The sequence below is a fragment of the Phyllobacterium brassicacearum genome, assembly GCF_003010955.1.
GTDB lineage: Bacteria > Pseudomonadota > Alphaproteobacteria > Rhizobiales > Rhizobiaceae > Phyllobacterium > Phyllobacterium brassicacearum.
Window position 1 is genome coordinate 132,002 of sequence record NZ_PGGO01000008.1, and the last position, 22,785, is coordinate 154,786.

The following is a 22,785-nucleotide window of genomic DNA, read 5'->3' on the forward strand; positions in this document are numbered from 1 at the left end:
CCCCAATGTCCGAAGCAACGCTTGGTTTTAAGATCGATTCCGGCCCGGCGCAACGGGCGGCTGTCGATCTCGATCAGCTCGCGGTATCCGCGACCAGAACGGAAAGCGCTGTCGTCAAGATGGGGCAGTCCGGCAAGAAGGCGCTTTCCGACGTTGGTGCTGGTGCGACCGAATTTGCGAAGAGCATCCAACGGGCGGCGGAGCAGGCGGAAAGCACGGGTGCTCGCATCAACCGGGCATTGAATGTCCGCGACACATTTGCCGGCGCCGATCGCGGCCGGGACATCGAAGAATACGGCCGGAAGCTGGATGGCCTCAGGGCCAAGTTCAACCCGCTCTACGCAGCCGTGAACAGCTACCGGTCCCAACTGGCGGAGATCCGAGATGCGCACCGGCTCGGGGCAATCTCTTCGAGCGAGATGACGGCGGCCATGGCGCGCGAGAGGCAGGCAGCGCTTGCCAGCGTTCAGGCGCTGAGAAGCCGCAATGCCGTGATTGCGGCAACGCCTTCGGTTACTGGCGTTGGTCGCGCTGGCATTGGTCGCACTGGCAACAACAGCTATGAGACCGCGAACATCGCGGCGCAGTTTCAGGATATCGCGGTTACGTCCGCCATGGGCTCATCGCCGCTGCAGATCGCGTTGCAGCAGGGTACGCAGTTGTCCGCGGTCTTCGAGCAGATGAAGGCCAGTGGAAGGGGCGCTGGCGCAGCTCTTCTCGGGGCCTTCACCTCTATCATCAGCCCGATATCACTGGTCACGATCGGCCTCGTCGCCGGGACCGCCGCCCTCATCCAGTATTTCTCGACGGCAGAGAGCGGGACTGAAAAGACCAGCAAGCTCTTCGAAGAGCAGAACGACATCATCCGAGAGGCGGCCTCTCTCTGGGGCGATGCGACTCCGCAACTGAAAGCCTATGTCGATGAGCTCGATCGTGCCAACCAGTTCACGCAAGGCCGGGAAGCAGGCGAAATTCTCGCAGGCCGCGAGTTGGATGGACTGTCCGATAAACTGGGCGGCCTCAAGAGGCAGGCCACGGAAGCTTTTCGTGCTCTGAACGGCGACCCGAACAATGCGGTCGTGATCCGGGATCTGCGTACCGCTTGGAGCGATCTGCGCGAGCGGCTGGACGCCGGCACCGCGTCAATGGAGGACCTGAACCGCGTTCAGGGTGAATTGAGCAACGCCGTCTCTCAGTATGGCGTCCCGGAAGTACTTCGTTTCAAGGATGCCTTTGACGAGATCACTGACTCCATCTACCGGAGCATTGAGGCGGCTCAGAAAGCGCGCTCAGAATGGATTGCTGCTCAAGCCGGGGGCACGAATGTTCAGGACATTGTAGCGGGTTCGACCTTCACTGATGGCGGCCGGACGATCAGCGTGAACGACATGATTCCGATCAACCCGCCGGTGCCGACGCAGCGCCCGCTTGATCTGAATCGGGAACCGATCGATCAGAGCCGCGCCAGCCTGTCCGAACTCGCCAACATGGACTTCTCGACGTCCATACAGGGCGCCTCGTCGCTCGGAAAGGCTATCGGTACGGTCACTGAGTCGGCGCTGACTGCGACGAACTCCATCATCAACGTCAATCAGGAGTTGGCGGATAGCCGTACGCGGTCCCTGATCGCGTTTGAGCAGCAGGCCAACCAGTTACGCTCGATGAAGACCGAGTTGAGCGGCATCCAACAAACGTTGGCCGAAGCTGCCAAAACGCCGGTATCGGACGTCTTCGGGTTGGGGTTTGCCGACCAGTCCGCCGCCGACGCGATCGATGCCGCGGCCACTTCCATCCAGAAGGTGTTTGCAGCCCTCGAGGGCGGTCAGATCACAGCAAAGACGGCGCATGAAAGCCTGGAACTGGTGCGGGCGAGCCTGAAGCGGATCGGCGGCGATAGTAAGTCCATCGACCTCTTCATCAACGCGCTGATCAACGGTAACATCCGCGTTCTGGATCTGCTATCCAACGTCAAGTCGCTGTCGAACTCCATTCTCAACATCCCGGACAAGCTCGTCTCGATCGGCATTCAGCAGTACACCGTCCCGTCTGCGGATGGCGGCACCAAGAACGTCAATGTTCTCGGCGGCAATCCCGCTGATATGACGGTGCAGCAGTACACGATCGGCGGCAAGACCCATAACGTCTATGGCGGCAACGGCTCCTACAGACCTTCGAACACCGGCAATATCATATGGTCGCCATCGGACATCATGGCTGCGGGCTACACGGTTGGCGGTGCCCGTGCGGCGGGCGGACCAGTCACGGGCGGCGAAACCTATCTCGTCGGCGAGAATGGCCCCGAGCTCGTCACCATGGGCGGCTCCGGCATGGTCGCCAACACCAATTCCACCGCGTCAATCCTTTCCGGCGGCCGCGACACGCTGTCGCTGATGGAGGATCACCTCTACAACATCCTCAACGAGGTGAAGATCCACACCAATTACTTCGAGACGGTCGATGGCGACTTCGACACGATGATTGCCGCATTGCAGGCGATCAAGACGTCGGTGGCTGCCTCGGCGGCATCCGCGGCATCCTCGGTGTCCTCCAGCACCAGCAGCGGTTCCTCGTCGTCAGGCTATGGCGGCGGATGGGGCGGCAACACCGACAGCAGCGCGTACAATTCGGCGGTGGACTATACCTCGGCCTACAACTTCATGGGATACGGCAGTTACAATGGAACCGGTGCCATCGGTTATGACACCTACAGCATCAACCCCAGTGTCCATGGCCCCGCCACCGGCATCAAAGACCTGCACAAGCCCGCCTTTGCCACTGGCGGCCAGATCATGCCAGGCGAGGACCAGCGCGTCGAGTTCTTCAAGAAGAACAGCGAGCGGGTGATCATCGTCGACGACAAGAAGGTGTCGGACAGCAGGGGCGGTCAGCAGTCGCAGAATGCGGAACGGCCAATCAGTCTCACCGTCCAGATCATCGGCGGCGACACGACCGACAAGCGTTCGCAGCAGGCCGTGATTGACCAGTTCCGCCGTGCCGTTCAGCAGGCCGTGAGGAGCAACTAATGGTCGATCATCCCAACGCCATCCTCTCCGACAAGATCGCGGTCGGCTTTACCTCCGGCCCGGAATTCCTGACTTCGATCACGACGGTTTCAGGGGGGTATGAACGACGCAATGCCAGGCGCGCGAAGCCTCGCTGGCGTTTCGACTTCTCCGGTGCCGAGATCAAAGCCGACCTGATCCGCGAGCTGCTGGATTTCTACATGGGGCGGTTCGGCCCGCTCTATTCATGGCTGCTCAAAGACTGGTGGAATTACCAGTTGATGGATGAAGCGGCCCTGATCGGCGGGACGGCGCTTGTCGCGGCCGGCGGCGAAACCACGGCCCAGATCGTCAAGCGCTACGATGTCGGCGGCAATCCCTACATCCGCACGATCAAGTACATCGCCTCGGGCACGCTCAGGGTCTTTGTCAATGGCGTGCTCGACAGTGGCGCAAGCCACGTCAACGGGCTGGTGACGCTGTCGGCGCCGCTGACCGCTGGCCAGGTGGTGACGATCGGCAGCCCCGACGCTCCGACCGAATATTACTTTCCCGTCCGTTTCCGCAACGACTTCGCCGGCCTGCAGATGACTGCGCAATCGCCGTATCTCGGCACATGGCAAAACTTCGACGCCCAAGAGGTGCTGGAATGAGAACGGCGTCGGCGGCGCTCAAGAACGCGGCTGCCTCGTCTGTCACGACGCTCGGCTGGCTGTGCCGCATCACCACCATTGACGGGGCCAACACCTATCTGAACAATTTCGGCAAGGACGTCACGGTCGACGGCCAGATCTATCTCGGCAATCCCGGCTTCGAGATCGGCAATATCCGCGTGACGGACGGCCGCGATCCGCCCTCGGTGGAAATCAATCTGCCGATCGATGACGCAACCCCGGTGCTGTTTGATGCCGCAGTCAGGCGCAAGCTCGATCAGGCCCGCATCCGGCTTTATGTCATCGACCATTCGTCGCTGGAAAATGTCGAGATCGGCTTTCAGTGGTATGTCGGCGCGGTCACCGCTCTGGACAGCCGCAAGGCGACCCTCGACGTTCGGGCGGCGGAACGGGCGCAGCGCGAACTGATGCTCAAGGTCTTCAAGCCCGGATGCCAATGGGATCTGGGTGATAGCGGCTGTGGCGTAAATGTCGCCGGTTCCTGGCAGGACAGTGTCTCGGTCGCAAGCTACACCGACGCCTTCACCTTCACCATCACCGGGGCGCGTGGCGCGGCGGTCGATGACTTCTTTGCCAACGGGGCGATCAGGTTCACCTTCGGCGAGAACGAGGGCTTTTCCTATGCCGTCCGGCGCTGGATACAGTCATCGGGCACGGTGATCCTCTGGGAGCCGCTACGGGCCCCTGTCGCGGCATCTGATACCGCTCTGATCCATGCCGGCTGCGACAAGTCGGTCGGCGCGGGTGGGTGCGGCCGCTTCGCCAACACCGCACGGCGCTTTGCCTTCGATGATCTGCCAACCGGCGATCTGACGTTCAATGTGACAACCGTCGTACCGCAAGAGACAAGTGTGTCGAGCGACGACGATAGTAATGGCGGGTGGGCTTGATGGCTGGAGGTTGGAGCGGCGTTCAGCAATACGGCCCCTTCGATGGCATCGCCACGTCCGTTGAACCGGCTGTCACGAACACCACCACCGCGACTTCGTCCGTCACAATCGGCCTGCCGTCGCCGCTCGGCAACAGGATCCCGCAGGGCATCGGCACATTTCCCGCACAGGGGCAACTGGTCGTCCATCCCGATCTCCTCGGCGGCATCGCGCAGAGCGACACGGCGGTCAGGGTCAATCTGGTGATTGCCTTCGCGGAAACGACGCTGGGCGGTCCCGTCGAGCTCATCAACCTCAAGGCCGACGACAAGTATATCTATCGCACCGAGACACCGGCACAGGCGTTCCCCGGAACCCTCCGCTTCTATGGCGGGGATCAGGCTGCGCTCGACCCGCTGCTGAGCACCAGCCTGGACAACCCGACCTATTGGCCGAAGCTCGCCTATGCGGTGTTCGAAGGCTTCGATATTGCGCCCTACGGTAATCAGCTTCCATCGTTTCAGGCGGAACTGTCGACCGGGGCAACCGCAAGCGCACTGTCGTCGGCCGAGGCGACCATCACCTTCGGGGCAACCTTCGATGGTGGCGGGGGGCAGGAAAACGCCGTCGACAAGATCAGAGGGCATTACTACCAGGTCGATTTCCGCATTTCGCCGGAAGAGACCTATATCCTGACCTTCGACATCCTGACCAATATGGAGGTCTGCCGCGCCAAGCTGACGGGCTCGACGGTCTATAATACCGGTTATTGGGTATCACTGGACGGCTCGGATTACATCGTCGCAGCGCTGCAACAAGTCCATTTCGGGCTGTACAAGCTGGCGCTGATCAACACCGTGACGGGCGTTATCGAGGAAATCCTCGCCAACCTGTCAGAGTCGGGCTCCACCTTCGAGCCCTATCCGATGGCGGCGCAACTGATCGCCAGCGGCGTGGCGACCAAATACCTCGTCTATTCCGATGCGCTCGGGACCATCAGCAACGGCAATGCCCGGATGATGGTGACGGTTGCCGATATCACCGCCGGCACGCTCACCAATGTCTGTCACCAGTTTTCCAATCCTGTTGCGGCAGCCGGTTCCGGCGAAACGGCGTCGCTGGCGCTCGGTCCCGTCTCCGGCGGACAGGCCGTCATCTTCTTCGCTGTCGACGATACGGGCGGCGGTGAGGACAATGTCATCTGGAAGGCTGTGCTGTCCGAGGCGGGGCGGGTCTCGGCCGCAACCGTGTTTTCCGGCACCAATGCCCGCGGCGTCGCCTATGACACCTCCGACGCTGCAATCGTCGTCTATGAAGCAGCTGGAACGCTGAAGAAGATCAACGCGGACGGGGTGCAGGTCTATTCGGTGGCGGCGACCGGCTATGCAGACCTGCGGATCAACTATCTGATCTATCAGACGGGCGGACTGCTTCAGTTCAAGACGCGCCATGGCTTTGCCGCTGCCCGCGACTACGGTGACGATAACGTCTACCTGATCAACCTCTCGAACGGATCGATCTCAACCGTCATTACAGGCGCCAGCTATGGGGCGGCCTCTGGTTACGACTATTACGACCAGACGCGAGGCTATTTCGTCACCTGGCAAGCGTCCACCGATCCGGGCATCACGCGCTATACCCTGCCGATGTCCACGGTCCCGGTGACCGATCTGCAGAACATCTATACGAAGCTTGCCGAATACCGCGGCAAGTTCTCGGCCGCCGATCTGGAGTTCGACGGCTTTACCGGCGGCGAGTGCTATGGCGTCGTCTATTCCTCCGACACCACGCTGGACAATGCCGAGCAAGATGCCAACAACATCTTCGATGTGAAGATCGTCCCCTCCGACGGCATGCGCAAATATGTCAAGGCCAAACGCGATGGTTCCTTTGCGATCGATGACACGATCGACGCCGATGCGATCATCGAGCAGTCGGATCTCAACATCCAGAAGGTGATGCAGTCGGACGAGCAGTCGCTGGTCGGGGCGCGCATCAACTATATCGACAAGAATGCCAGCTTCGAGCGCACCGATCAGGAATACCGCCGGCCGGTCGGTATCTATTCGATCACGCGATCCGACCGCATCGAGGACGTCTCGACCAACTTCGTCATGTCCGCCGGCCAGGCGATGCAGGCGATCACCACCAAAGTCTACCGCTCGAATTTCGGGCTCGACGTCTACAGCTTCACCGTGGCGCCGGAAAAGTTCTATCTCGAGCCCGCCGATATCGTGCAGTTCGATTTCGAGGGGTTCACCATCGTCGGCCAGGTCAACGAGGCCAACCTCTCCGGCGAGGCGTTTTCGCAGGACATGACCGTCACGCAATATGTGCAGGCGATCGACGCAACGTTCACCGGGATCGACATCAATCTGCCTGACCTTGCGGACCTGTCCTATCTGACGCGCTTCCTCTATCTCGACGCGCCGCTGCTCTCGCTAGGCGACGATCTGGGCGGTTCGGCTGTTCGCCAATATGCGATGATGTCCGGCTATGGCTACGGCACGTTTCAGGGCGCCACGCTGTACCGCTCATACGATGGCAACACCTATGGGGTGGTGACCTCCCGCTATGGCGTAACGCCCGTGGTTGGGGTCGTGCAGTCCGTAACGGGGTCACCTGACGCCTCCATCGAAGCCATCGACGCAACGACGGTGCTCGAGACGGCTATCTTGTCAGGCGATACGGCCGATCTGGCAACGATCACCGAGGCCGCAATGCTGGCTGGCGGCAACAAGGCGCTTGTTGGCAGGGCAGGCCGGTGGGTTATCATCTACTTCCAGACCGTCTCCGTCACCGACAAGATCGCCACGATATCGGACATTGTCTGGTCGTCGCCGTTCTACCAGCCGTTTCTGGATTCTCTGGCAGCGGGTGACTATTTCGTTCTCTTGCAGTCCGGCCATCACGTCAGGTTTAGCGGCGAGATTACAAAACTCGGGGATGATATCTTCTACAAGGCCGCGAGCGACGCCTATCCGATCGGCTCGGTACCGACGGAATCGCAGATCCTGGCCGGTCGTGCGGAAATGCCATTCCCGCCGCTGCACTTGAGCGCGGTGGTTGATGGCTCGGATATCGATCTGGCATGGGACTGGCGTTCGCGCCTGTACGGCGGATCCATCCTGCCCGGATCTGACAACAGCGCTCTCGGCGAGGCTACGCTGGCTTTTGAAATCGAGATCATGGACGGCGCGACCGTCAAGCGGACGCTGACGGCAACAACCAACAGCAAGACGTATCTGGCTGCCGATATTACAACTGACTTCGGCTCGATGCCAGGGACGCTCACGTTCCGGGTCTACCAGATCAGTGCTCTCGTCGGGCGTGGATATGTTGCCGAACAGACCGTTAGTTTCGCGGCGGCTTCGGGCACCGGGTCGGCGTCGGTCGTGGGCACAGCGTCGGCCATAGGCGCGAGCACCTTTGCCGCCGTTGGCGCATCTGCCGGAATTGCGGCCGCTGCTGCTGTCGGGGCGAGCGTTACTGAATCTGTCGGTTCCGCAGCGGGTACGTCGACAGCCGATGCTGTTTACGAACTTCCGGGCTCGGCGGTTGGGTCTGCCGCAGGAAGCAGCACTGTTTCCGCAGTCGGTGCATCCACAGCAGAGTCTGCCGCAAGCGCGACAGGAACCGGAGCGGCATCGGGTGTAGGTGCATCCATAGCGGATGCCGCGGGCTCCGCAGCGGGGACAATTACGGCCAATGCTGTCGTTGATAGTGATCCATTCTTCTCCAGCGTGGTACTGCTCTGCGGCTTCAACGGCGTTGACGGTGCGACGACGTCTTCGGATGAGAGCAGCGCGGCACATGCGCTCACATTCGTCGGCAACGCGCAACTGGATACGGCGCAATTCAAGTTCGGTGCCTCGTCGTTGCTGCTCGACGGGGGAGGCGACCGGATGACTTCGCCGGACTCACTGGATTGGCAGCTCGGCGCGGCGAATTCCGATCCGTGGACCGTGGAATGCTGGGTCAGATGGAATGTCCTCGACACCAACAACCGCGGCATCATGGGGCAGGGTTCGGCGGCGTGGATCTTGACCGGCGCAGGCACCATCGGCCAATTGGCTTTTGCAGGGGCCAATTCTGGCACACTCACGACCACCGGCACGGCGATGACGACCGGCGTCTGGTACCACGTCGCCGTCGATCATGACTCCACCGGCAAAATCCGCCTCTACATCGACGGCGTGATGCGGGCGAGCGCGACGCCCGCGAATTCGGCCATCCCGAATATCACCGATCAACTGGGGATTGGTGCTCAGAATTCAAGCGGCAGTGTCGATATGAACGGTTGGCTTGACGAAATCCGCATCACCAAGGGCGTCGCCCGTTACGCTTCCGATTCCGGCTTCACGCCGCCGACCGCTGCATTCCCCAGATCATAACCAGGAGATACCCATGTCAAAATCGAACGCATTCGAAAATGATTTGCTCAAGCTAATCTTCAACGGAACGGCTATCGCCGATATCGCGGAGAATGATGCTACATCCCCGCTGACCAATCTCTATGTGTCTTTGCACACAGCGGACCCCGGTGAGGCTGGCGACCAGACCACCAGCGAGGCGACGTACACCTCCTATGCCCGTGTCGCCGTGGCGCGCACGACAGGCGGCTGGACAGTCACTGCGAACTCCGTCTCTCCGGTCGCCGCCATCGAGTTTCCGGCGGCTACCGGCGGCTCGGAAACGATCACCCATTGGGCGGTCGGCAGCGCCCCGTCCGGTGCCGGCAAACTCCTCTATTCCGGCCCCGTGACGCCGAACATCGCCGTCTCCAACGGCGTGACGCCGCGTCTGACTACGGCCTCGACCATCACGGAAGACTGAAGCCAGGCGTGCGGTTCGGCGATCGCCTTCCCGCGCTCCTGAGATCTCGACGCAAAGTTGTTTTTCTGGTTTACTCTCGCCATGGAGGGGCTGTGGGGACAGTTACGAAGTTCAAGCCAGCAAAACGACAGGCAAAGCCTAGAAGGGCCTTGAATGTCTGGGTGTTTGTTTTACCCGTTGCAGGCATCGTGCTGGGAGGGGTTTACGGTTGGGCAACAGTACCGCCGACTGACACCATTTCCGCTTCGTTCCCGCTATGTGGTGTCACTGCTCGTGTCACCTGCGTCGTCGATGGCGATACCTTCTGGCTTGACGGCGTGAAGTACCGGATCTCTGATATTGACACTCCGGAAATCAGCGAGCCCAAATGCGCTTGGGAACGAGAGCTCGGGGAGCAGGCAAAATACCGTCTGCAATCCTTGCTCAACGAGGGTCCATTTGGATTGCAAGCTGGCATCAGGGACGCCGACAAGTATGGCCGCAAGCTTCGCGAAGTGTATCGCGGCGGCCGATCGCTCGGTTCGCAACTCGTTGACGAAGGGCTTGCCCACCGCTGGCTGGGCTCCAAACAGTCGTGGTGCTCATAGGGCCACCTGAGTCAATTCAAGACACCTAATCCATAATTGAGGTCATTCCCATGCATCTCCTGCCCAACTGGCGGGCCGTGCTGCGCTATGCGTGGTCGGTCCGCTTGATGCTGCTTGCCGCTCTGAAGTTTTCGACCGAACAGACTTACCAGTTCTTCCGCTCTGCCGCAGCGTTGTAGCTTTTGCCCGCCGCCAGATCCAGTTCACCCGGATGGTTGCGGGCGATGGTAGAGGCTCGGTAGCTTGCCCGCAGAGTAAGGTTATTACACACCGAGCCCCTGTCGGACGCGAGCCCGACAATGCCACTGTCTCCTCGAAGGACAATTCGAGTCAAATCACAACAGGTCTCGAAGTGCCACAATGACGCTCGGCTGTTGGTTGGGCAGGGATCGTAAAAGAGACTTGGCCCGCAGACCAAGTCTCATGAAGCCCCGCCGTTCCTACTCGCCTAAGTAATCACGGTGAGGCTTCAATTGATGACGGATATCGCTTGTGGGCAACGCCATCAATCGTTTTCACGATACAATTTCCCGATCCTTTGCTCGTGATCGATCAATGTAACCCAAAGGCCACAGAAAGCTCGGGCGGTTCTTTTGAATGCACGTCTACCTGCGACCATCGCCGTTGGCTTTCTTCAGAGTTTCCATCGCCTCTATCCAGGCCATTTCAGCTCGCCAGCATGTACCGGCCGTCCGATTTGGCTGAATCGCGAAGAGAGAGAAGCGTTTGGCAAATAAGCTGCAGGTCGTCCGATTTCATCGGGCATCTCAACCAATGACAGCCAGGTGGTGGCACAAACCGCGCCTGAAGCCTCTTAGCAAATAGTCGGACTCGCACCGCGACTGCAACCCGACACGCCTGCAATATGAAAGCGAAACTTATGAAACCAGTCGCCAATTGGCGGGCTGTTCTGCGCAAGGCGTGGAGCATCCGCTTGATGCTGCTTGCCGGTCTTCTGTCCGGTGCCGAAGTCGCGTTGCCGTTGCTCGACGGTGTTCTCCCGATCCCGCCAGGCATCTTCGCCGGACTTACCTTCTTCACGGTCGGCGCAGCCTTCGTTGCTCGGCTTGTCGTCCAGAAAGGACTTTCCGATGAATAAACGTGCAAAGGTTGCCCTCGCATCAGGACTTGGGCTCATCGCGCTTACGGCGACCTATCTGACCGAGCCATGGGAAAACACGGAAAACCTCGCCTATTATGACCGGCTCGGGAAGGTCTGGACCGTCTGCACGGGGGAAACCAAAGGCGTCAAGCAGGGCGACTACTATACCGACGCCGAATGCAAACAGATGCTCTACACCCGCCTGGAGAATGACTATCGCAAACCTTTGCAGAAATGCGTCAAGGGGTTCGATGCAATGCCGCTCAGCGTGCAGGCATCGATGCTCGATCTCTCCTACAACGTCGGCGTGACCGCTGTCTGCAATTCAACTGCAGCGCGTCTCGCTAGCGCCAAGGACTGGCGTGGCAGTTGCGAGGCGATGACACGCTTCAATCGCGCGGGAGGGAAGGTCGTGCGTGGCCTGAAGCTCCGGCGGGAGGATGGCGACTTGACCCGGATCGGTGAGCGCGAACTTTGCCTTGGAGGGCTCAAGGGATGACCATTCTCGTTGCCATCCTTCGCTCGCTCGGTCTGCCGGCGTGCATCTTCCTTGGCATGCTGGCCTACTATGAGGGCGTGCCGGTGCTGCGCGACATTCCCTTCGCCGATCGTAGCCCTGTCATCCGTGAACTGATTGCCGGCCGAGTCCCAACAGAACGGGCCAAGGCTGCCGATGATGCCCGCAAGGGATACGTGATCGAGTCCGAGAAGATCGCGGCCGAGGCGAGGGCGGCAAGGATCGAACAGGAACGCAAGGCGGCACAGATCGTGGTCGACGCCTATCAGGTCCAACTCAGGAACCTTCTGACAATCGAAGAGCTGAAGAACGAACAGCATCAACAGGAGATTGCTGATTATGAAGCGAAGCTTAAGGCTGCTGGCCGTTCCCGTCTTGTTGATGATGCTGACCGGCGCTTCCTGCTCAACCCTTAACGATCGATTGGAACAAGCCGCCAGAACGCGGGGCGAGGCTCAGGTCGATCATCAATGGCCGCCCTTGCCGGATGATTGCCGGGTGATGGAGCCGCATGCTCCCGTTGTTATCGGCACAGAAGCCCTATCAGGGTGGAAACGCGAACGTCGGGCACTCGACAGAGCGAATGCACGGGTAGGCCGCTGTGCGGGCTTCTATGACGCTGCGACAGGAAGGCCGCTATGATGGATCTTAGCTTGAACGATATTTACAAATCCATCGGAGCGCTGACAGCGGAAGTGCAGGGCCTTCGCCGTGACATGGAAGCATCAGAGCGCCGGGCTGCGCTCGAGAACCGTGAGGCCGACGAAAAGCGAGCCATCGTTCACAAGCGTATGGATGATATCACCGGCCAGGTTGGCGACATCAAGACGGATATCGCCACGATCACGGGCCAGGTCAAAGACAGCAAAGCCGTCACCGATCAAGTGAAGCAGTGGAAACTGATGGGGATGGGCGCTCTTGCCGTCGTCGGCATTGGCGGAACGGCTCTTGGCGTCAGCATCGCCAATTCGTTTGAATGGGTTGCGCGGATCTTCCACAAATAGCAATCGCCCTGCCGATCAGGGCAGCGGGAAAGGGGCATGTTCAATCGATGCCCGAGTGAAAGGTTGTCTCTATAGATTGATCCAGCAAGCGTTGGCGCTTTTTGACACAGGGCAATTTCACGGCAGGAAGCCGTTTAATCGGCCAAGCCATCTATCAGACAGATCAGTAATAGGAGAAAATCACAATCGCATTTGATGTCGGAAATTTGACTTTTGCGAGCATCGCCGCCTACGGCGTTGAGGGGAAGCGGGACTGGACGCATGTAATCACAGATGATCTGGCGGATATCGAGGGCTCTTGCCGGCGGAATGTTCCCGTACTGGACATATTTTGACACGCTTGAAGCCCGGCTTGCGTTCCGCATTGGCGATATGATCGGCGTTACCGCCGACGATGGTAAAGCGCTTTACCAGGTCACGAACGACAACCCGACCGGCTTTAACGGCATCATGCTGCACAAAATTGCTTCTGTGGAAGCTTTTTCTTAGCCGGGAGTGGCGGCCAACAAATCACTCGGCGAGAAGAGGCTCGGTAGTTGATCGCAAAGTAAGGTGTAACACACCGAGCCTCAGCGTCGGACCCAAGATCCGGCTATGTAATGTCCTCCTGAGGGTAATCTAGAGTCAAATCACAAAAGGCTCGGCGTGAGTTTGACTGGGGACATCGCGCTCACGCCGAATCTATGCCGAATGAGGGCGCGGCATATGAGAAATATGCAACGAATTCCACGAGGTAACAATAAATCGTGGCTTCGGTAAATCGGGTTATGGGGATAGACAACCAGAGAGAGGCCTGGTCGTCACTCACTGCCCAGCGACTGTTCGGCCAAGCCTCCACTGCTCGGCAGAGTCAGCGGTTCATCTTACTCTGAAAAGAGCCCCCGGCAAGGTCGTCTTGGATGATCTGAATTGAAAAGAGACTTGGCCCGCCATTGAGTAACGGACCAAGCCTCACTTTAGCTGGGACATACCATTAGCCAAGCTTTCCGCCAGACGGTACCGACGACAAATTCCTAAGCCGAACTTGCCGGATACTCACTACAAGCGACGGGTCCGGACCGGCTGATAGCCTGGTTGTCAGCTTCCCTAACTATACCACACCCCACACACAATCAGGATTAGAATCATGAATCTGGTGCAACCATCGACGCGCCTGCTCGCGGAGTCATGCGAGCAGGAAGGGCTGCTGCGCAACCAGTGTGCCTATGTTCTGGCAACCGCTTGGCATGAAACCAGCGCCTACAAATACATGCGGGAAATCTGGGGACCGACGCCTGCGCAGAAGCGTTACGAGGGACGCAAGGATCTCGGCAACACCGTGGCGGGCGATGGCAAGAAGTTCATGGGCCGTGGTTTCGTCCAGATCACTGGCCGGCGCAATTACACAGACTGGTCCAGGCGTCTTGGCCTCGATCTCCTGAAGGAACCGCAGTTGGCCGAGAGGCCGGAAATAGCCGTCCGGATCATCGTCAAAGGCATGAAGATCGGCACGTTCACCGGCAAGAAGCTGGTTCGACGCCCTGCTGAGGGCCGAGGGTTGCGGCCCGCGCTATGCGGTAGCGTCAGCTCTTAGACCCGTCGCCTAGGCTTGCTCTTGTGCCAGTGTTGAAGCTTTCCAGAGGTGGCCGACGTCCCCCGTAGGTCGCCGGCGGATGTGTGAGGCTCGACGCCGTGTTGTGGGCATCACCGTCGAGCCTCTTGCCGGATTTGGTGAACCAGCTTCGATAGCTTGCACATATTGCTGATTGACATCAATAAATCCGTCCTGATTATTCCGGATTAATAAGGAGCGAAAAACGTCACGCTGCAAGGTGCCAATTCACGCTTGTCTCTTGTCACGGACTAATCGTGCCCACCCAAAAGTGAGGCCTGACGATTTGACGGGGTAGGTGGGTTAGATCCTCGCCAGGCCCCTGTTGGGGACGGGCTCCAACTCGCTATAAACTTGCGAATGTGACAAACGTTCCGACTGTGTCCAAAGCGGACAAATCGGCCTTCATCTTCGCCTCTGTTTGCTCTTATGCCAGCGCTCCAACTTCCCGGAAGGCGGCGGTCGCGGCGTCGTCTCCACGAAGATGCCCGCTTCCTTGGCGGCTTCGACAAACGCCACGCGGGCGACAGCGGCCGAGCATTCGCCAGCATCGCACACCGTATAGTTACAGTTACGTACTTGTTAATTGCCCATGGCATGAATTCACTGGAGGAATAATCACGACCAAATGGGATGGGGCAATGAATATGACCGCTGTGACACGCAGGACTTTTCTTTGCGGGATCGCTCTGATCCCGGCATTGCAGTTTACGACGGCGCGAGCCCAAACCGGCGTCAGCCCTGAGGAGGCGCGTGCCATCGCCAAAGAGGCCTACATCTACGGCTTCCCCATGGTGGACAACTATCGCATCGAGCACGCCTATTTCGTCGATACCAAGAATCCGGAATACAAGGGACCTTGGAACCATTTGGTCAATATTGCGCGAGTTTACACGCCAGCCGATACGGCCATCCAGTCAGCCAACTCCGATACGCCCTACTCCTTCGTCGGCTTGGACCTGCGTGCCGAACCGATGGTGCTCACCGTGCCGCCCATCGAGAAGGATCGTTATTTCAGCATCCAATTCATCGACGCATACACATTCAATTTCGCTTACATTGGTAGCCGTGCGACCGGCAATGATGGCGGTAGTTTCCTCGTCGCCGGGCCCGGCTGGAAGGGCGAGACACCGAAGGGTGTTAAAGAAGTCATCCGTTCGGAGACTGAACTTGTGCTCGCGGCCTATCGCACGCAGCTTTTCAATCCGGACGACCTCGACAACGTCAAGAAAATTCAGTCAGAATACAAAGCCGAACCGCTATCCAAATTCCTCGATCAGGCAGCACCTGCGGCTGCGCCAGCCATTGATTTCATCAAACCGTTGTCCCCTGACGACGAGAGGACATCGCCCGAGTTCTTCAATATCCTGAACTTCGTCCTGCAATACTGCCCGACCGATCCGTCCGAAACCGACCTCATGGCGCGTTTCGCCAAGATTGGGGTCGGCGCGGGGAAAACGATCGACATCAGCTCGCCAGAAATGAAGACTGCCATTGAACAGGGCATGGCCGACGCTTGGGCCGATCTTGGGGCTCTGCGCAAGCAGATTGATGCGGGCAAGATAACCTTCGGAGAACTGTTCGGCACGCGGCAATATTTGAAGAACAATTACCTCTACCGCATGGGGGCCGCCGTGCTCGGCATCTACGGCAATTCGAAGCAGGAAGCGATGTATCCGGTGTATGCCATCGATGCCGATGGCAAGAAGCTCGATGGGGCCAACAAGTACACCGTGCATTTCGAAGCGGACAAGATGCCGCCGGTTAACGCCTTCTGGTCGTTGACCATGTATGACTTGCCGCAGAGCCTGCTTGTTGCCAATCCGATCAATCGCTACCTGCTGAATTTGCCAATGCTTCCGCAGTTTGTGAAGGACGCGGATGGCGGCCTGACATTTTATATTCAGAACGAGACACCAGGCAAAGACAAGGAGCCGAATTGGCTGCCTGCGCCCAAAGGCCCGTTCGTCATCGCCATGCGCCTCTACTGGCCCAAAGAAGCAGCGCTGGACGGCGAGTGGAAGCAGCCGCCGATGAAGCAGTCGGCATAAGGGAGCGAAGTGCAAGCAAAATCTCAGCTTTCGCCGTCAACCTTATGCTCGCTGCAATACCATTCCTGACCGTACCGCTTCTCAAAGCCAAAGGCGCCCCACGACTTGCAATCTGGATGCATGCAGTAGTGTTCGAACAAACCGGCAGGAGCTTTCTCCATGTGCTCCGGGTAGGTGAGTTTGGGTGGAGTCTCACTCATAGCAACAACGGCTCTTCTTCCTCTGCCTTTGGTTGTGGCAAAACTATCAGGTCTTTGTCGGGCAGGGGTCTTTGAAGCTTCAAAGCCTCATCAGTCGGAGCGTTCATCCAGATGTCGATCTCATCGCTGGTGCGCAGGATCACCGGCATAGCCTGTTCATGTATCGGCTTGACGACCGCGTTGGGAAAGGTGGTTAGAAACGCGAAGATATCGGCCTGTACGGGACCCTCCTTTTTCTTCCGCGTGCTGTACCAGCTCGTCCAGATTCCAGCGAACCAGAACAGTGGCCTGTCCTCGCTCAAAGCGAACCAGTAGAGCGGCTTTTTCTTGGTCACTGGATCCGGCACTTTGCCGTACTCGGCAAAACTCGTCACCGGGACAACGCAGCGATTTGCCGGACCAAGCCAGGGTTGCCAGTGCGCGGACTTCACATTGCGAATATTGGTTACGCCGTAGTCGACCTCACCCTTCAGGAATTGCGGTGGTGTCGGCATTCCCCATCTGGCAATTGCCAGTTCGCGATCGCCATTAGCATCTTTCCGGCCAATTGGGGCAGGGTAGTCCGGATAGACATCCATCTGCAGAGTAAAACGATTGGTGAGATCGTGAACAGGCAGGAACAGTTGCCGCATCGCTTCAAATGTCGTGGTGGCGTTGTAAAGATTGCACATGGATGTCGATGATAATTGATCCTCACCGCTTCGCAAGAAGGGCAGTCTGCGGCAACTTCGTCCTTGACGTTTTGGGAATATGTTCTCATTTTGTTCTCATGACAAGAAACATCAAAACATTGGGCCAGGCGGCACGCCATTGCATGTTGGTGCGGGTGACATGCCGGAAGTGCGAGAAGGTTGGATTCTTCGTCGCCAGCGATCTGGCCAACGTCAATGGCCACGGACGTTCCTTCAAAAGCCTGAAATTCCGCTGCCGGGAATGTGATGTCGTCGACTGCGAAGTCGTTCCTTTTGAGGATGACCGAGACAGGGTTCACAAAAAGCGAACGGTCTGGCGCCCGGTGCAGATGTAGCCATGTCGATTTCCCTCAATACCATTGGAGCATTGATCGACACTGATCACATGCTCCGCGCCTGCTGCAATAATCCGAAGTGCCGCCACTATGCAAAGCTCGATCTGGAATACCTGGCCAGCAAGCTCGGCCGAGACCACGGAAGTATGCACAAGGATCTTGTTCCCAAACTTAAATGCTCCAAATGTAAGTCAAGAAATATCAGCCTGATTCTATCAGCGAAAAGCACCGAAGGATTTGGCCATGTTTAAATGGGGAGATAAATGCTTCAGACGGTCCAAGACCTTTTTACTCTGATCGCGACAGGTAGCGGTATTTATATAGCCGTTGCAGGCTTGAATGCTTGGCGACGCGAGACCACTGGAAAGCGCGACATAGAGTTATGTCAAAATGTGATTGAACGTTTTTACGAGGCCGAGCATAAAATGAACGTTCTGCGCTCCCCCATGTCGTATTCCCAGGAGGGCGAGAGCCGCGCAAAAGCAGAGAACGAATCGGAAGAAGAAAAAAATAGACGGGATACTTTGTTTGTGCCTTTGGCGCGATTGAACCAACAATCGGAATTTTGGTCCGATTTCTTCTCATACAAGTTTCGCATGAGAGCTTTGTTTGGTGCTGACGCAGTGGCAGCCTTCGACAAAGCTGATGAAGCACACCGTTCGTTTCGAGCTGCGGCAATTGTTCGATATCAATCTCTATTTCATAACCCAGCTGGACTTGGTAGCGAAAGTCGGATGAACTTCGAGAAAACGATATGGGGAAGCTCCGGAAAGACCGACGAGATTGCCGAGCAGATGAGGAGCGCTATCAGGGACATGGAAGCCATATGTGTTCCTATAGTTCGATCGACGAGGCCATCGATACGCAATTGGTGGAAAGCACTTTCGCGGAGGGATCGTTGATTGGTTCAAGGGTGTGGCAGCGCTGTCTGCAACCCCTTGATTCTTCGTGATAGATTATTTTGCCACACCCAAGCGCAAGGGATTGATTTCAAACGCTTTGACCGTTCCGGGCGAGGCCTCCATACTCCAAGTCCACTCCTTGACCATCTCGATAGTCGCTGCGCCACGGTGCGTCGTCGTCAGTGACCGCCGACGCCCTGGTTCTTCAGGTTGCGCTGCCAGGCTGGTTCCGGGTTCGAATACTTGACCGTCCCATATCTGGGATTGCGCATTTCAACGGTTCCGTTTGGCAGCACGCGGTAGGTGATACCCGATCCGGTGGTGGCTGAATCGCCGGGTCTGCCTTCGCCAGCCAGGATTCTGTTGAGCGTCGCCGTTGAATTGCCAGTCACGGCACGCTGAGTTTGCGCAGATGCGGGTGTCGACATAACCACCAAGGTGCCAAGTGCTAACGTTATCCATGTCCGTTTCATCGAGATGGCCTTTCCATAACGCTGGAATATGGTTGTAGGCCGCGCTGCCGGGTATTTCCAAATACCCAGCGGTAACATTTTCGTTTTGGGAAAATAATCCGAACGCTACGCAAAATCTGTAGGAGGGGCTCAAGCTTCCTTCCTTGATCACAGATCGGGAATTAGCTTCAAATTACCTCCAGGGCGGCAGTTGAATGACGCCGCGGTTCAGTCTTTGCACTCTTCGGCTTTTGCCATCGCAGTCGGATCGCCTTTTTGCTGGGCCTGTACGTCCTGCTGCGAGGTCGCAAGGTTCTTATCGCCGCCACCTTCGGTACTCGCTAGCGGCATCGTTTGACCGTCTTTTTGCACAGTCGGGCTGGGATTGCTGCTCGTGGTTGTGCCAGAGCTTGCGGTTCCGGTCTGAACTTCGGCATTCGTGCTATTTTCCAAAGGGGCGTGTGTGCCATCCTTTGCCACGCCCTGCTGCGCGTCGGGTTTCACCGATCCGGTAATCTCCGGGCATGCAGCCAGGGCAGTGCCGGACATGAGTGTTATAGCGGCAACAGCCGCCATCATTGGTACAATCGGCTTCATATCGATCGTCCTTCTTGGTTTATCGTGTCTGGTAAACCAATCTCAGGAGCGATGGTTCCCCTCGGTCTTTCAACCGATGCAGAACGGATAGATCCGGGATTCTAGCTGGAGCGCCGCTCGGAATAACGTCGATAGACGCCTTTGCCGGCCTTCTTGGCGATGTAGAGCGCGGCATCGCCACACCAGAGCAGGCTTTCTGGCGTGTCGCCGTCACGCGGTGCCAGGGCCGCCCCGATCGTGACGCTAATGGCAACCGGCTCAGCGCCGCCGAGGTCATAGGGCTGCGAAACCGAGCCGATGATGCGGTCGGCAACGCTTGCGACTTCATTGGGTGTCACCTGCAGAAGCACGATGGCGAATTCATCGCCGCCCATGCGATAGACAACGTCATTCTTGCGCAGGCAAGCCTGCAGGCGGTCGGCTACAAGCTTTAGCAAAGTATCGCCTTCGGCGCGGCCGTACCGGTCGTTGAAATTCTTGAACCCGTCAAGATCAATACAAAGAATTGCAAATTGCAGGCGATCGTCGAAGTCGCTTTGAGCATAGGATCCGCAAAGACTGTCGAGATGTTCCTCAAGCGCGGCCCTATCGGCCAGTCCGGTCAATTCATCCTGGCTTATAGGGAAATCATTGAATCCCTTGATCTCTATCATTTGCTTCGCATTCCTGTCGTTCATTGAACGACTCCGTTTCCTCAAGTATAGAATGACAGGTACGGCCATTTAGTTCAATCCCGGATCGGATGTACGGTTAAAGGATCGCGCGGCGTCAGAGCGGCATCTGCGACAAGGTTCATGAGGCGCATTGCAGCCTAAAGTGGTGCAGGGAGGCCTCATTCGGAAATTATTGAAAGCCGGATGGCGCGGTAACGTTAGTCATTCATTGACGCTGATTGAAATTTTTGCCACATCCTCGGATAAATTTGTGCTTCGGTCAGGAAATGGTCACGCAAGTGCGGCCATATAGGCGGTGGATTTCAACGCTGATCCGGCAGGAGCACGCCATGCGCTTGCAAGCGCTTTGTGTTGCAAGTGTCTTTAGGAAAGCTTGTAGACCATGACGCTGAATTTCGAGGACCTGCGGATCAAGATGGTCGACAATCAGTTGCGTACGACTGATGTGACCGACAAGCCATTGCTGCAGGCCTTTCTTGACGTGCCGCGCGAGAAATTCGTGCCGAGTGCCCGTGAACCTCTCGCCTATATCGATGATGATGTCCTGCTTGCGACGACTGAGGCAGGCGCGCGTTATCTGATGCAGCCATCGCCGTTTGCCAAGCTGCTCCAGCTTGCGACCATTCATCCAGACGACACGGTTCTCGATATCGGATGCGCGACCGGATACTCGGCTGCAGTGCTTGCACGAATCGCCAGATCGGTGGTTGCTGTCGAAAATGAGGCCGATCTAGCCGATCAGGCCCGTTCGATTTTGCCCACGCTGGGGATCGAAAATGTCGAGATCGTGCAGGGCGCGTTGCAGAGCGGCTGCCCGGGAAAGGCGCCCTTTGATGTAATCATAATTGAGGGTAGCGTTGATCAAGTTCCTGGTACATTATTTGAGCAGTTGAAGGATGGGGGGCGACTTGTCGTCGTTGAAGGGGCTGGAAACGCTGGAAAATCAATGCTCTATCTGAAAAGCGATGGAATCGTTTCAGGGCGCCGCGCTTTCAATTCAGCCGTCAAACCGCTTCCTGGCTTCAAAAAAGCGGCGGAGTTTGAGTTCTAAACCCCGTCTCTTATGAGACAAAAGTGCAACGGTTGACCAGTTTGTTTGCAGATTAGAAATGTGTCTGTGGTCAACTTGTGAATTGACGGGTAATAAAAAACACACTGTCGAACCGAATGGTTCGGTCGGGGCTACCGAGAGAATGAAGGGGTTTATAGTGTTCAAAGCGGGCAAGCGAGTACTAACCGCAGCGCTGATGTCAGCAACGGTCCTAACCTCTGAGCCTTCAATGGCTGAAACGATCTTTGGCGCGATGTCCAAGGCCTACGAAAGCAACTCTTCGCTGAATGCAGACCGCGCAGGCGTACGTGTCACCGATGAGGGCGTTGCTGTTGCAAAGTCGGGATATCGCCCAACGGTCAATGCTACGGCGGACCTGACGGTGAGATCGGACCGCTTCGACGGCGGGCGGAGCGGTACCAGCAAAACGGGTACATTCGGCGTCGTGGTCAATCAGATGCTGTTCGACGGCTTTACCACGAAAAACACCGTTGCCGCTGCGAAGACCCAGGTGCTCGCCGCGCGGGAAAACTTGCGCAACAATGAGATGAACCTGCTCTTTAGCGCAGCGCAGGCGTTTATGGATGTCTATCTCGCCCGCCAGATCGTTATCCTGCGGCAGAAGAACCTCGAGTTTCTCGACGAGCAGCTGCGCGCTGCCAAGGCGCGATTTGACGTTGGCGAAGGAACGCGCACTGACGTGGCTCAGGCTGAGTCCGAAAAGGCTGCCGCGATCGCAACGCTCAATGTGGCCCAGTCGGATGAAAAGACCGCTGTCGCAACATATATTCAAATTACCGGATCGTCGCCGGATCGGCTGAGGCCGGCCGCCATGGCCAAGAATCTGCCGCGATCGATGGATCAGGCATTCAGCATCGCCACTTCCAATCATCCAGCCATATTGTCGACACAGTATGCGGTGGATTCGGCTGGCTACACGGTGAAGGCAAATGAGGGTGCGCTCCTGCCGCAGGTCGATCTGACTGGCGATGTTTCCCGCAACGAGATTTTCTCTGGTTCAGAGCTTTCAACGTCAAATACAGACTCGACAACCGCCTCGGCGGGTATTCAGGTGACCATTCCGATCTATAGTGGCGGCCGGACCTCTGCTCTGGTTCGCCAGTCGAAGGAAACCTGGGGACAACGGCGGATTGAAGTCGATGTGGCGCGCGACAGCGTACGCCAGGCGATCGCCCAGGCCTACTCGGAAATGGAAGCGGCCCGAGCCTCGATCGTCGCACAGAGATCGGTGGTCGCTGCTGCACAGCTTGCCCTGAACGGTGTTATCGAGGAACGCAAGGTTGGTCAGCGCACCACGCTCGACGTGTTGAATGCGCAGGCCGACGTTTTGACGGGCCAGATCAACCTGGCACAGGCTGAGCGCGACAGCGTTGTAACGAGCTACGCCGTTCTGTCGGCGACCGGCCGATTGACCGCGTCGCAGATCGGTCTGCAGGTTGCAGAGCACAGGCCCGAAGAACATTACGAAGCTGTCAAGGACAAGTGGATTGGTCTTCGCACGCCGGATGGCCGCTAGATCCAGACGAAACGCAAGGTTTCATGACTGAAGGAAAGCCGCCCGGTCGTTGACCGGGCGGCTTTTCTGTTTTGACGCTCCCGCCCGGATTCCAGAAAAGTCTGTGGGTTAG

General features: G+C 57.8%; 21 protein-coding genes. 17 read left to right on the top strand and 4 right to left on the bottom strand.

The annotated features are described in order from the left end of the window. The first annotated feature begins 5 nt into the window (after window positions 1–5). The 14 genes from CU102_RS12765 (at window position 6) to CU102_RS12830 (ending at window position 16,233) form a co-directional block, all read left to right on the top strand. Entirely contained in the window at window positions 6–3,023 is a 3,018-nt protein-coding gene (locus CU102_RS12765) for a phage tail length tape measure family protein (RefSeq protein ID WP_106711478.1), read from the top strand. Beyond that, entirely contained in the window at window positions 3,023–3,655 is a 633-nt protein-coding gene (locus tag CU102_RS12770) for a DUF2460 domain-containing protein (RefSeq protein ID WP_106711479.1), read from the top strand. Before CU102_RS12765 ends, CU102_RS12770 begins: the two co-directional genes overlap by 1 nt. Then, a complete protein-coding gene (locus CU102_RS12775) occupies window positions 3,652–4,566 on the top strand; it encodes a DUF2163 domain-containing protein (RefSeq protein ID WP_166648500.1) in 915 nt (304 codons plus the stop codon). The genes CU102_RS12770 and CU102_RS12775 overlap by 4 nt, the downstream gene beginning before the upstream one ends. Then, window positions 4,566–8,939, top strand: a complete 4,374-nt coding sequence (locus tag CU102_RS12780) for a LamG-like jellyroll fold domain-containing protein (protein WP_106711481.1) — start codon at window positions 4,566–4,568, stop codon at window positions 8,937–8,939. Before CU102_RS12775 ends, CU102_RS12780 begins: the two co-directional genes overlap by 1 nt. Window positions 8,940–8,952: 13 nt before the next feature. After that, window positions 8,953–9,381 (top strand): phage tail fiber protein, encoded by a 429-nt coding sequence (locus CU102_RS12785; RefSeq protein ID WP_106711482.1) that lies wholly within the window; start codon window positions 8,953–8,955, stop codon window positions 9,379–9,381. A gap of 92 nt (window positions 9,382–9,473) precedes the next feature. Then, the gene (locus CU102_RS12790; protein ID WP_425351541.1) at window positions 9,474–9,968 is read left to right on the top strand and encodes a thermonuclease family protein; all 495 of its coding nucleotides are present in this window, start codon (window positions 9,474–9,476) and stop codon (window positions 9,966–9,968) included. A gap of 50 nt (window positions 9,969–10,018) precedes the next feature. Next, window positions 10,019–10,147 (top strand): DUF7940 domain-containing protein, encoded by a 129-nt coding sequence (locus tag CU102_RS30830; protein WP_280951897.1) that lies wholly within the window; start codon window positions 10,019–10,021, stop codon window positions 10,145–10,147. Window positions 10,148–10,848: 701 nt separating this feature from the next. Beyond that, window positions 10,849–11,067, top strand: coding sequence for a DUF7940 domain-containing protein (locus CU102_RS12795; RefSeq protein ID WP_106711483.1), 219 nt, complete (start codon window positions 10,849–10,851; stop codon window positions 11,065–11,067). After that, window positions 11,060–11,569, top strand: a complete 510-nt coding sequence (locus CU102_RS12800; protein ID WP_106711484.1) for a lysozyme — start codon at window positions 11,060–11,062, stop codon at window positions 11,567–11,569. The genes CU102_RS12795 and CU102_RS12800 overlap by 8 nt, the downstream gene beginning before the upstream one ends. Next, entirely contained in the window at window positions 11,566–12,003 is a 438-nt protein-coding gene (locus CU102_RS12805; protein WP_106711485.1) for a hypothetical protein, read from the top strand. Before CU102_RS12800 ends, CU102_RS12805 begins: the two co-directional genes overlap by 4 nt. 222 nt (window positions 12,004–12,225) lie before the next feature. Then, a complete protein-coding gene (locus CU102_RS12815; RefSeq protein ID WP_106711487.1) occupies window positions 12,226–12,591 on the top strand; it encodes a DUF1515 family protein in 366 nt (121 codons plus the stop codon). 273 nt (window positions 12,592–12,864) lie between these two features. Continuing rightward, window positions 12,865–13,080: a hypothetical protein gene (locus CU102_RS12820; protein WP_106711488.1), complete on the top strand. Its 216-nt coding sequence runs from the start codon at window positions 12,865–12,867 to the stop codon at window positions 13,078–13,080. Window positions 13,081–13,717: 637 nt separating this feature from the next. Then, window positions 13,718–14,164 carry a hypothetical protein gene (locus tag CU102_RS12825; protein ID WP_106711489.1) on the top strand — a complete coding sequence of 149 codons (447 nt, stop codon included), beginning with the start codon at window positions 13,718–13,720 and terminating at the stop codon, window positions 14,162–14,164. A gap of 659 nt (window positions 14,165–14,823) precedes the next feature. Further along, window positions 14,824–16,233, top strand: coding sequence for a DUF1254 domain-containing protein (locus CU102_RS12830; RefSeq protein ID WP_245425319.1), 1,410 nt, complete (start codon window positions 14,824–14,826; stop codon window positions 16,231–16,233). Between the two features lie 196 nt (window positions 16,234–16,429). Here the strand turns inward: CU102_RS12830 and CU102_RS12835 are convergent, their stop codons facing one another. Further along, window positions 16,430–17,104, bottom strand: a complete 675-nt coding sequence (locus CU102_RS12835; RefSeq protein WP_106711490.1) for an SOS response-associated peptidase — start codon at window positions 17,102–17,104, stop codon at window positions 16,430–16,432. 619 nt (window positions 17,105–17,723) lie between these two features. Between CU102_RS12835 and CU102_RS12850 the strand changes: the two genes are divergently transcribed. Beyond that, window positions 17,724–18,362, top strand: coding sequence for a hypothetical protein (locus CU102_RS12850; RefSeq protein WP_106711493.1), 639 nt, complete (start codon window positions 17,724–17,726; stop codon window positions 18,360–18,362). 179 nt (window positions 18,363–18,541) lie between these two features. On the opposite strand, the gene CU102_RS12855 is transcribed toward CU102_RS12850, so the two are convergent. From CU102_RS12855 to CU102_RS12865, 3 genes are all read right to left on the bottom strand, one after another. Then, the gene (locus CU102_RS12855) at window positions 18,542–18,835 is read right to left on the bottom strand and encodes a hypothetical protein (protein ID WP_133624616.1); all 294 of its coding nucleotides are present in this window, start codon (window positions 18,833–18,835) and stop codon (window positions 18,542–18,544) included. A 207-nt stretch (window positions 18,836–19,042) separates the two neighbouring features. After that, complete coding sequence (locus tag CU102_RS12860; RefSeq protein ID WP_106711495.1) at window positions 19,043–19,411, bottom strand: hypothetical protein; 369 nt, start codon at window positions 19,409–19,411, stop codon at window positions 19,043–19,045. A gap of 101 nt (window positions 19,412–19,512) precedes the next feature. Then, entirely contained in the window at window positions 19,513–20,088 is a 576-nt protein-coding gene (locus CU102_RS12865) for a GGDEF domain-containing protein (protein WP_166648501.1), read from the bottom strand. Window positions 20,089–20,467: 379 nt separating this feature from the next. Here CU102_RS12865 and CU102_RS12870 point away from each other — a divergent pair, with 379 nt between their 5' ends. Together CU102_RS12870 and CU102_RS12875 are read left to right on the top strand one after the other, a co-directional pair. Continuing rightward, complete coding sequence (locus CU102_RS12870) at window positions 20,468–21,136, top strand: protein-L-isoaspartate O-methyltransferase family protein (RefSeq protein WP_106711497.1); 669 nt, start codon at window positions 20,468–20,470, stop codon at window positions 21,134–21,136. Between the two features lie 142 nt (window positions 21,137–21,278). Then, a complete protein-coding gene (locus tag CU102_RS12875) occupies window positions 21,279–22,673 on the top strand; it encodes a TolC family outer membrane protein (protein ID WP_106711498.1) in 1,395 nt (464 codons plus the stop codon). The last annotated feature ends 112 nt before the right edge of the window (window positions 22,674–22,785 follow it).

Bases quoted from the DNA above. Each gene is read 5' to 3' on its own strand.
- CU102_RS12830 (WP_245425319.1), top strand. From the start codon at position 14,824: ATGAATATGACCGCTGTGACACGCAGGACTTTTCTTTGCGGGATCGCT.
- CU102_RS12775 (WP_166648500.1), top strand. From the start codon at position 3,652: ATGAGAACGGCGTCGGCGGCGCTCAAGAACGCGGCTGCCTCGTCTGTC.
- CU102_RS12785 (WP_106711482.1), top strand. From the start codon at position 8,953: ATGTCAAAATCGAACGCATTCGAAAATGATTTGCTCAAGCTAATCTTC.
- CU102_RS12850 (WP_106711493.1), top strand. From the start codon at position 17,724: ATGCTTCAGACGGTCCAAGACCTTTTTACTCTGATCGCGACAGGTAGC.
- CU102_RS12825 (WP_106711489.1), top strand. From the start codon at position 13,718: ATGAATCTGGTGCAACCATCGACGCGCCTGCTCGCGGAGTCATGCGAG.
- CU102_RS12860 (WP_106711495.1), bottom strand. From the start codon at position 19,411: ATGAAGCCGATTGTACCAATGATGGCGGCTGTTGCCGCTATAACACTC.
- CU102_RS12835 (WP_106711490.1), bottom strand. From the start codon at position 17,104: ATGTGCAATCTTTACAACGCCACCACGACATTTGAAGCGATGCGGCAA.
- CU102_RS12800 (WP_106711484.1), top strand. From the start codon at position 11,060: ATGAATAAACGTGCAAAGGTTGCCCTCGCATCAGGACTTGGGCTCATC.
- CU102_RS12765 (WP_106711478.1), top strand. From the start codon at position 6: ATGTCCGAAGCAACGCTTGGTTTTAAGATCGATTCCGGCCCGGCGCAA.
- CU102_RS12815 (WP_106711487.1), top strand. From the start codon at position 12,226: ATGATGGATCTTAGCTTGAACGATATTTACAAATCCATCGGAGCGCTG.
- CU102_RS12870 (WP_106711497.1), top strand. From the start codon at position 20,468: ATGACGCTGAATTTCGAGGACCTGCGGATCAAGATGGTCGACAATCAG.
- CU102_RS12875 (WP_106711498.1), top strand. From the start codon at position 21,279: ATGAAGGGGTTTATAGTGTTCAAAGCGGGCAAGCGAGTACTAACCGCA.
- CU102_RS12820 (WP_106711488.1), top strand. From the start codon at position 12,865: ATGATCTGGCGGATATCGAGGGCTCTTGCCGGCGGAATGTTCCCGTAC.
- CU102_RS12805 (WP_106711485.1), top strand. From the start codon at position 11,566: ATGACCATTCTCGTTGCCATCCTTCGCTCGCTCGGTCTGCCGGCGTGC.
- CU102_RS12780 (WP_106711481.1), top strand. From the start codon at position 4,566: ATGGCTGGAGGTTGGAGCGGCGTTCAGCAATACGGCCCCTTCGATGGC.
- CU102_RS12795 (WP_106711483.1), top strand. From the start codon at position 10,849: ATGAAACCAGTCGCCAATTGGCGGGCTGTTCTGCGCAAGGCGTGGAGC.
- CU102_RS12865 (WP_166648501.1), bottom strand. From the start codon at position 20,088: ATGAACGACAGGAATGCGAAGCAAATGATAGAGATCAAGGGATTCAAT.
- CU102_RS12770 (WP_106711479.1), top strand. From the start codon at position 3,023: ATGGTCGATCATCCCAACGCCATCCTCTCCGACAAGATCGCGGTCGGC.
- CU102_RS30830 (WP_280951897.1), top strand. From the start codon at position 10,019: ATGCATCTCCTGCCCAACTGGCGGGCCGTGCTGCGCTATGCGTGGTCG.
- CU102_RS12855 (WP_133624616.1), bottom strand. From the start codon at position 18,835: ATGAAACGGACATGGATAACGTTAGCACTTGGCACCTTGGTGGTTATG.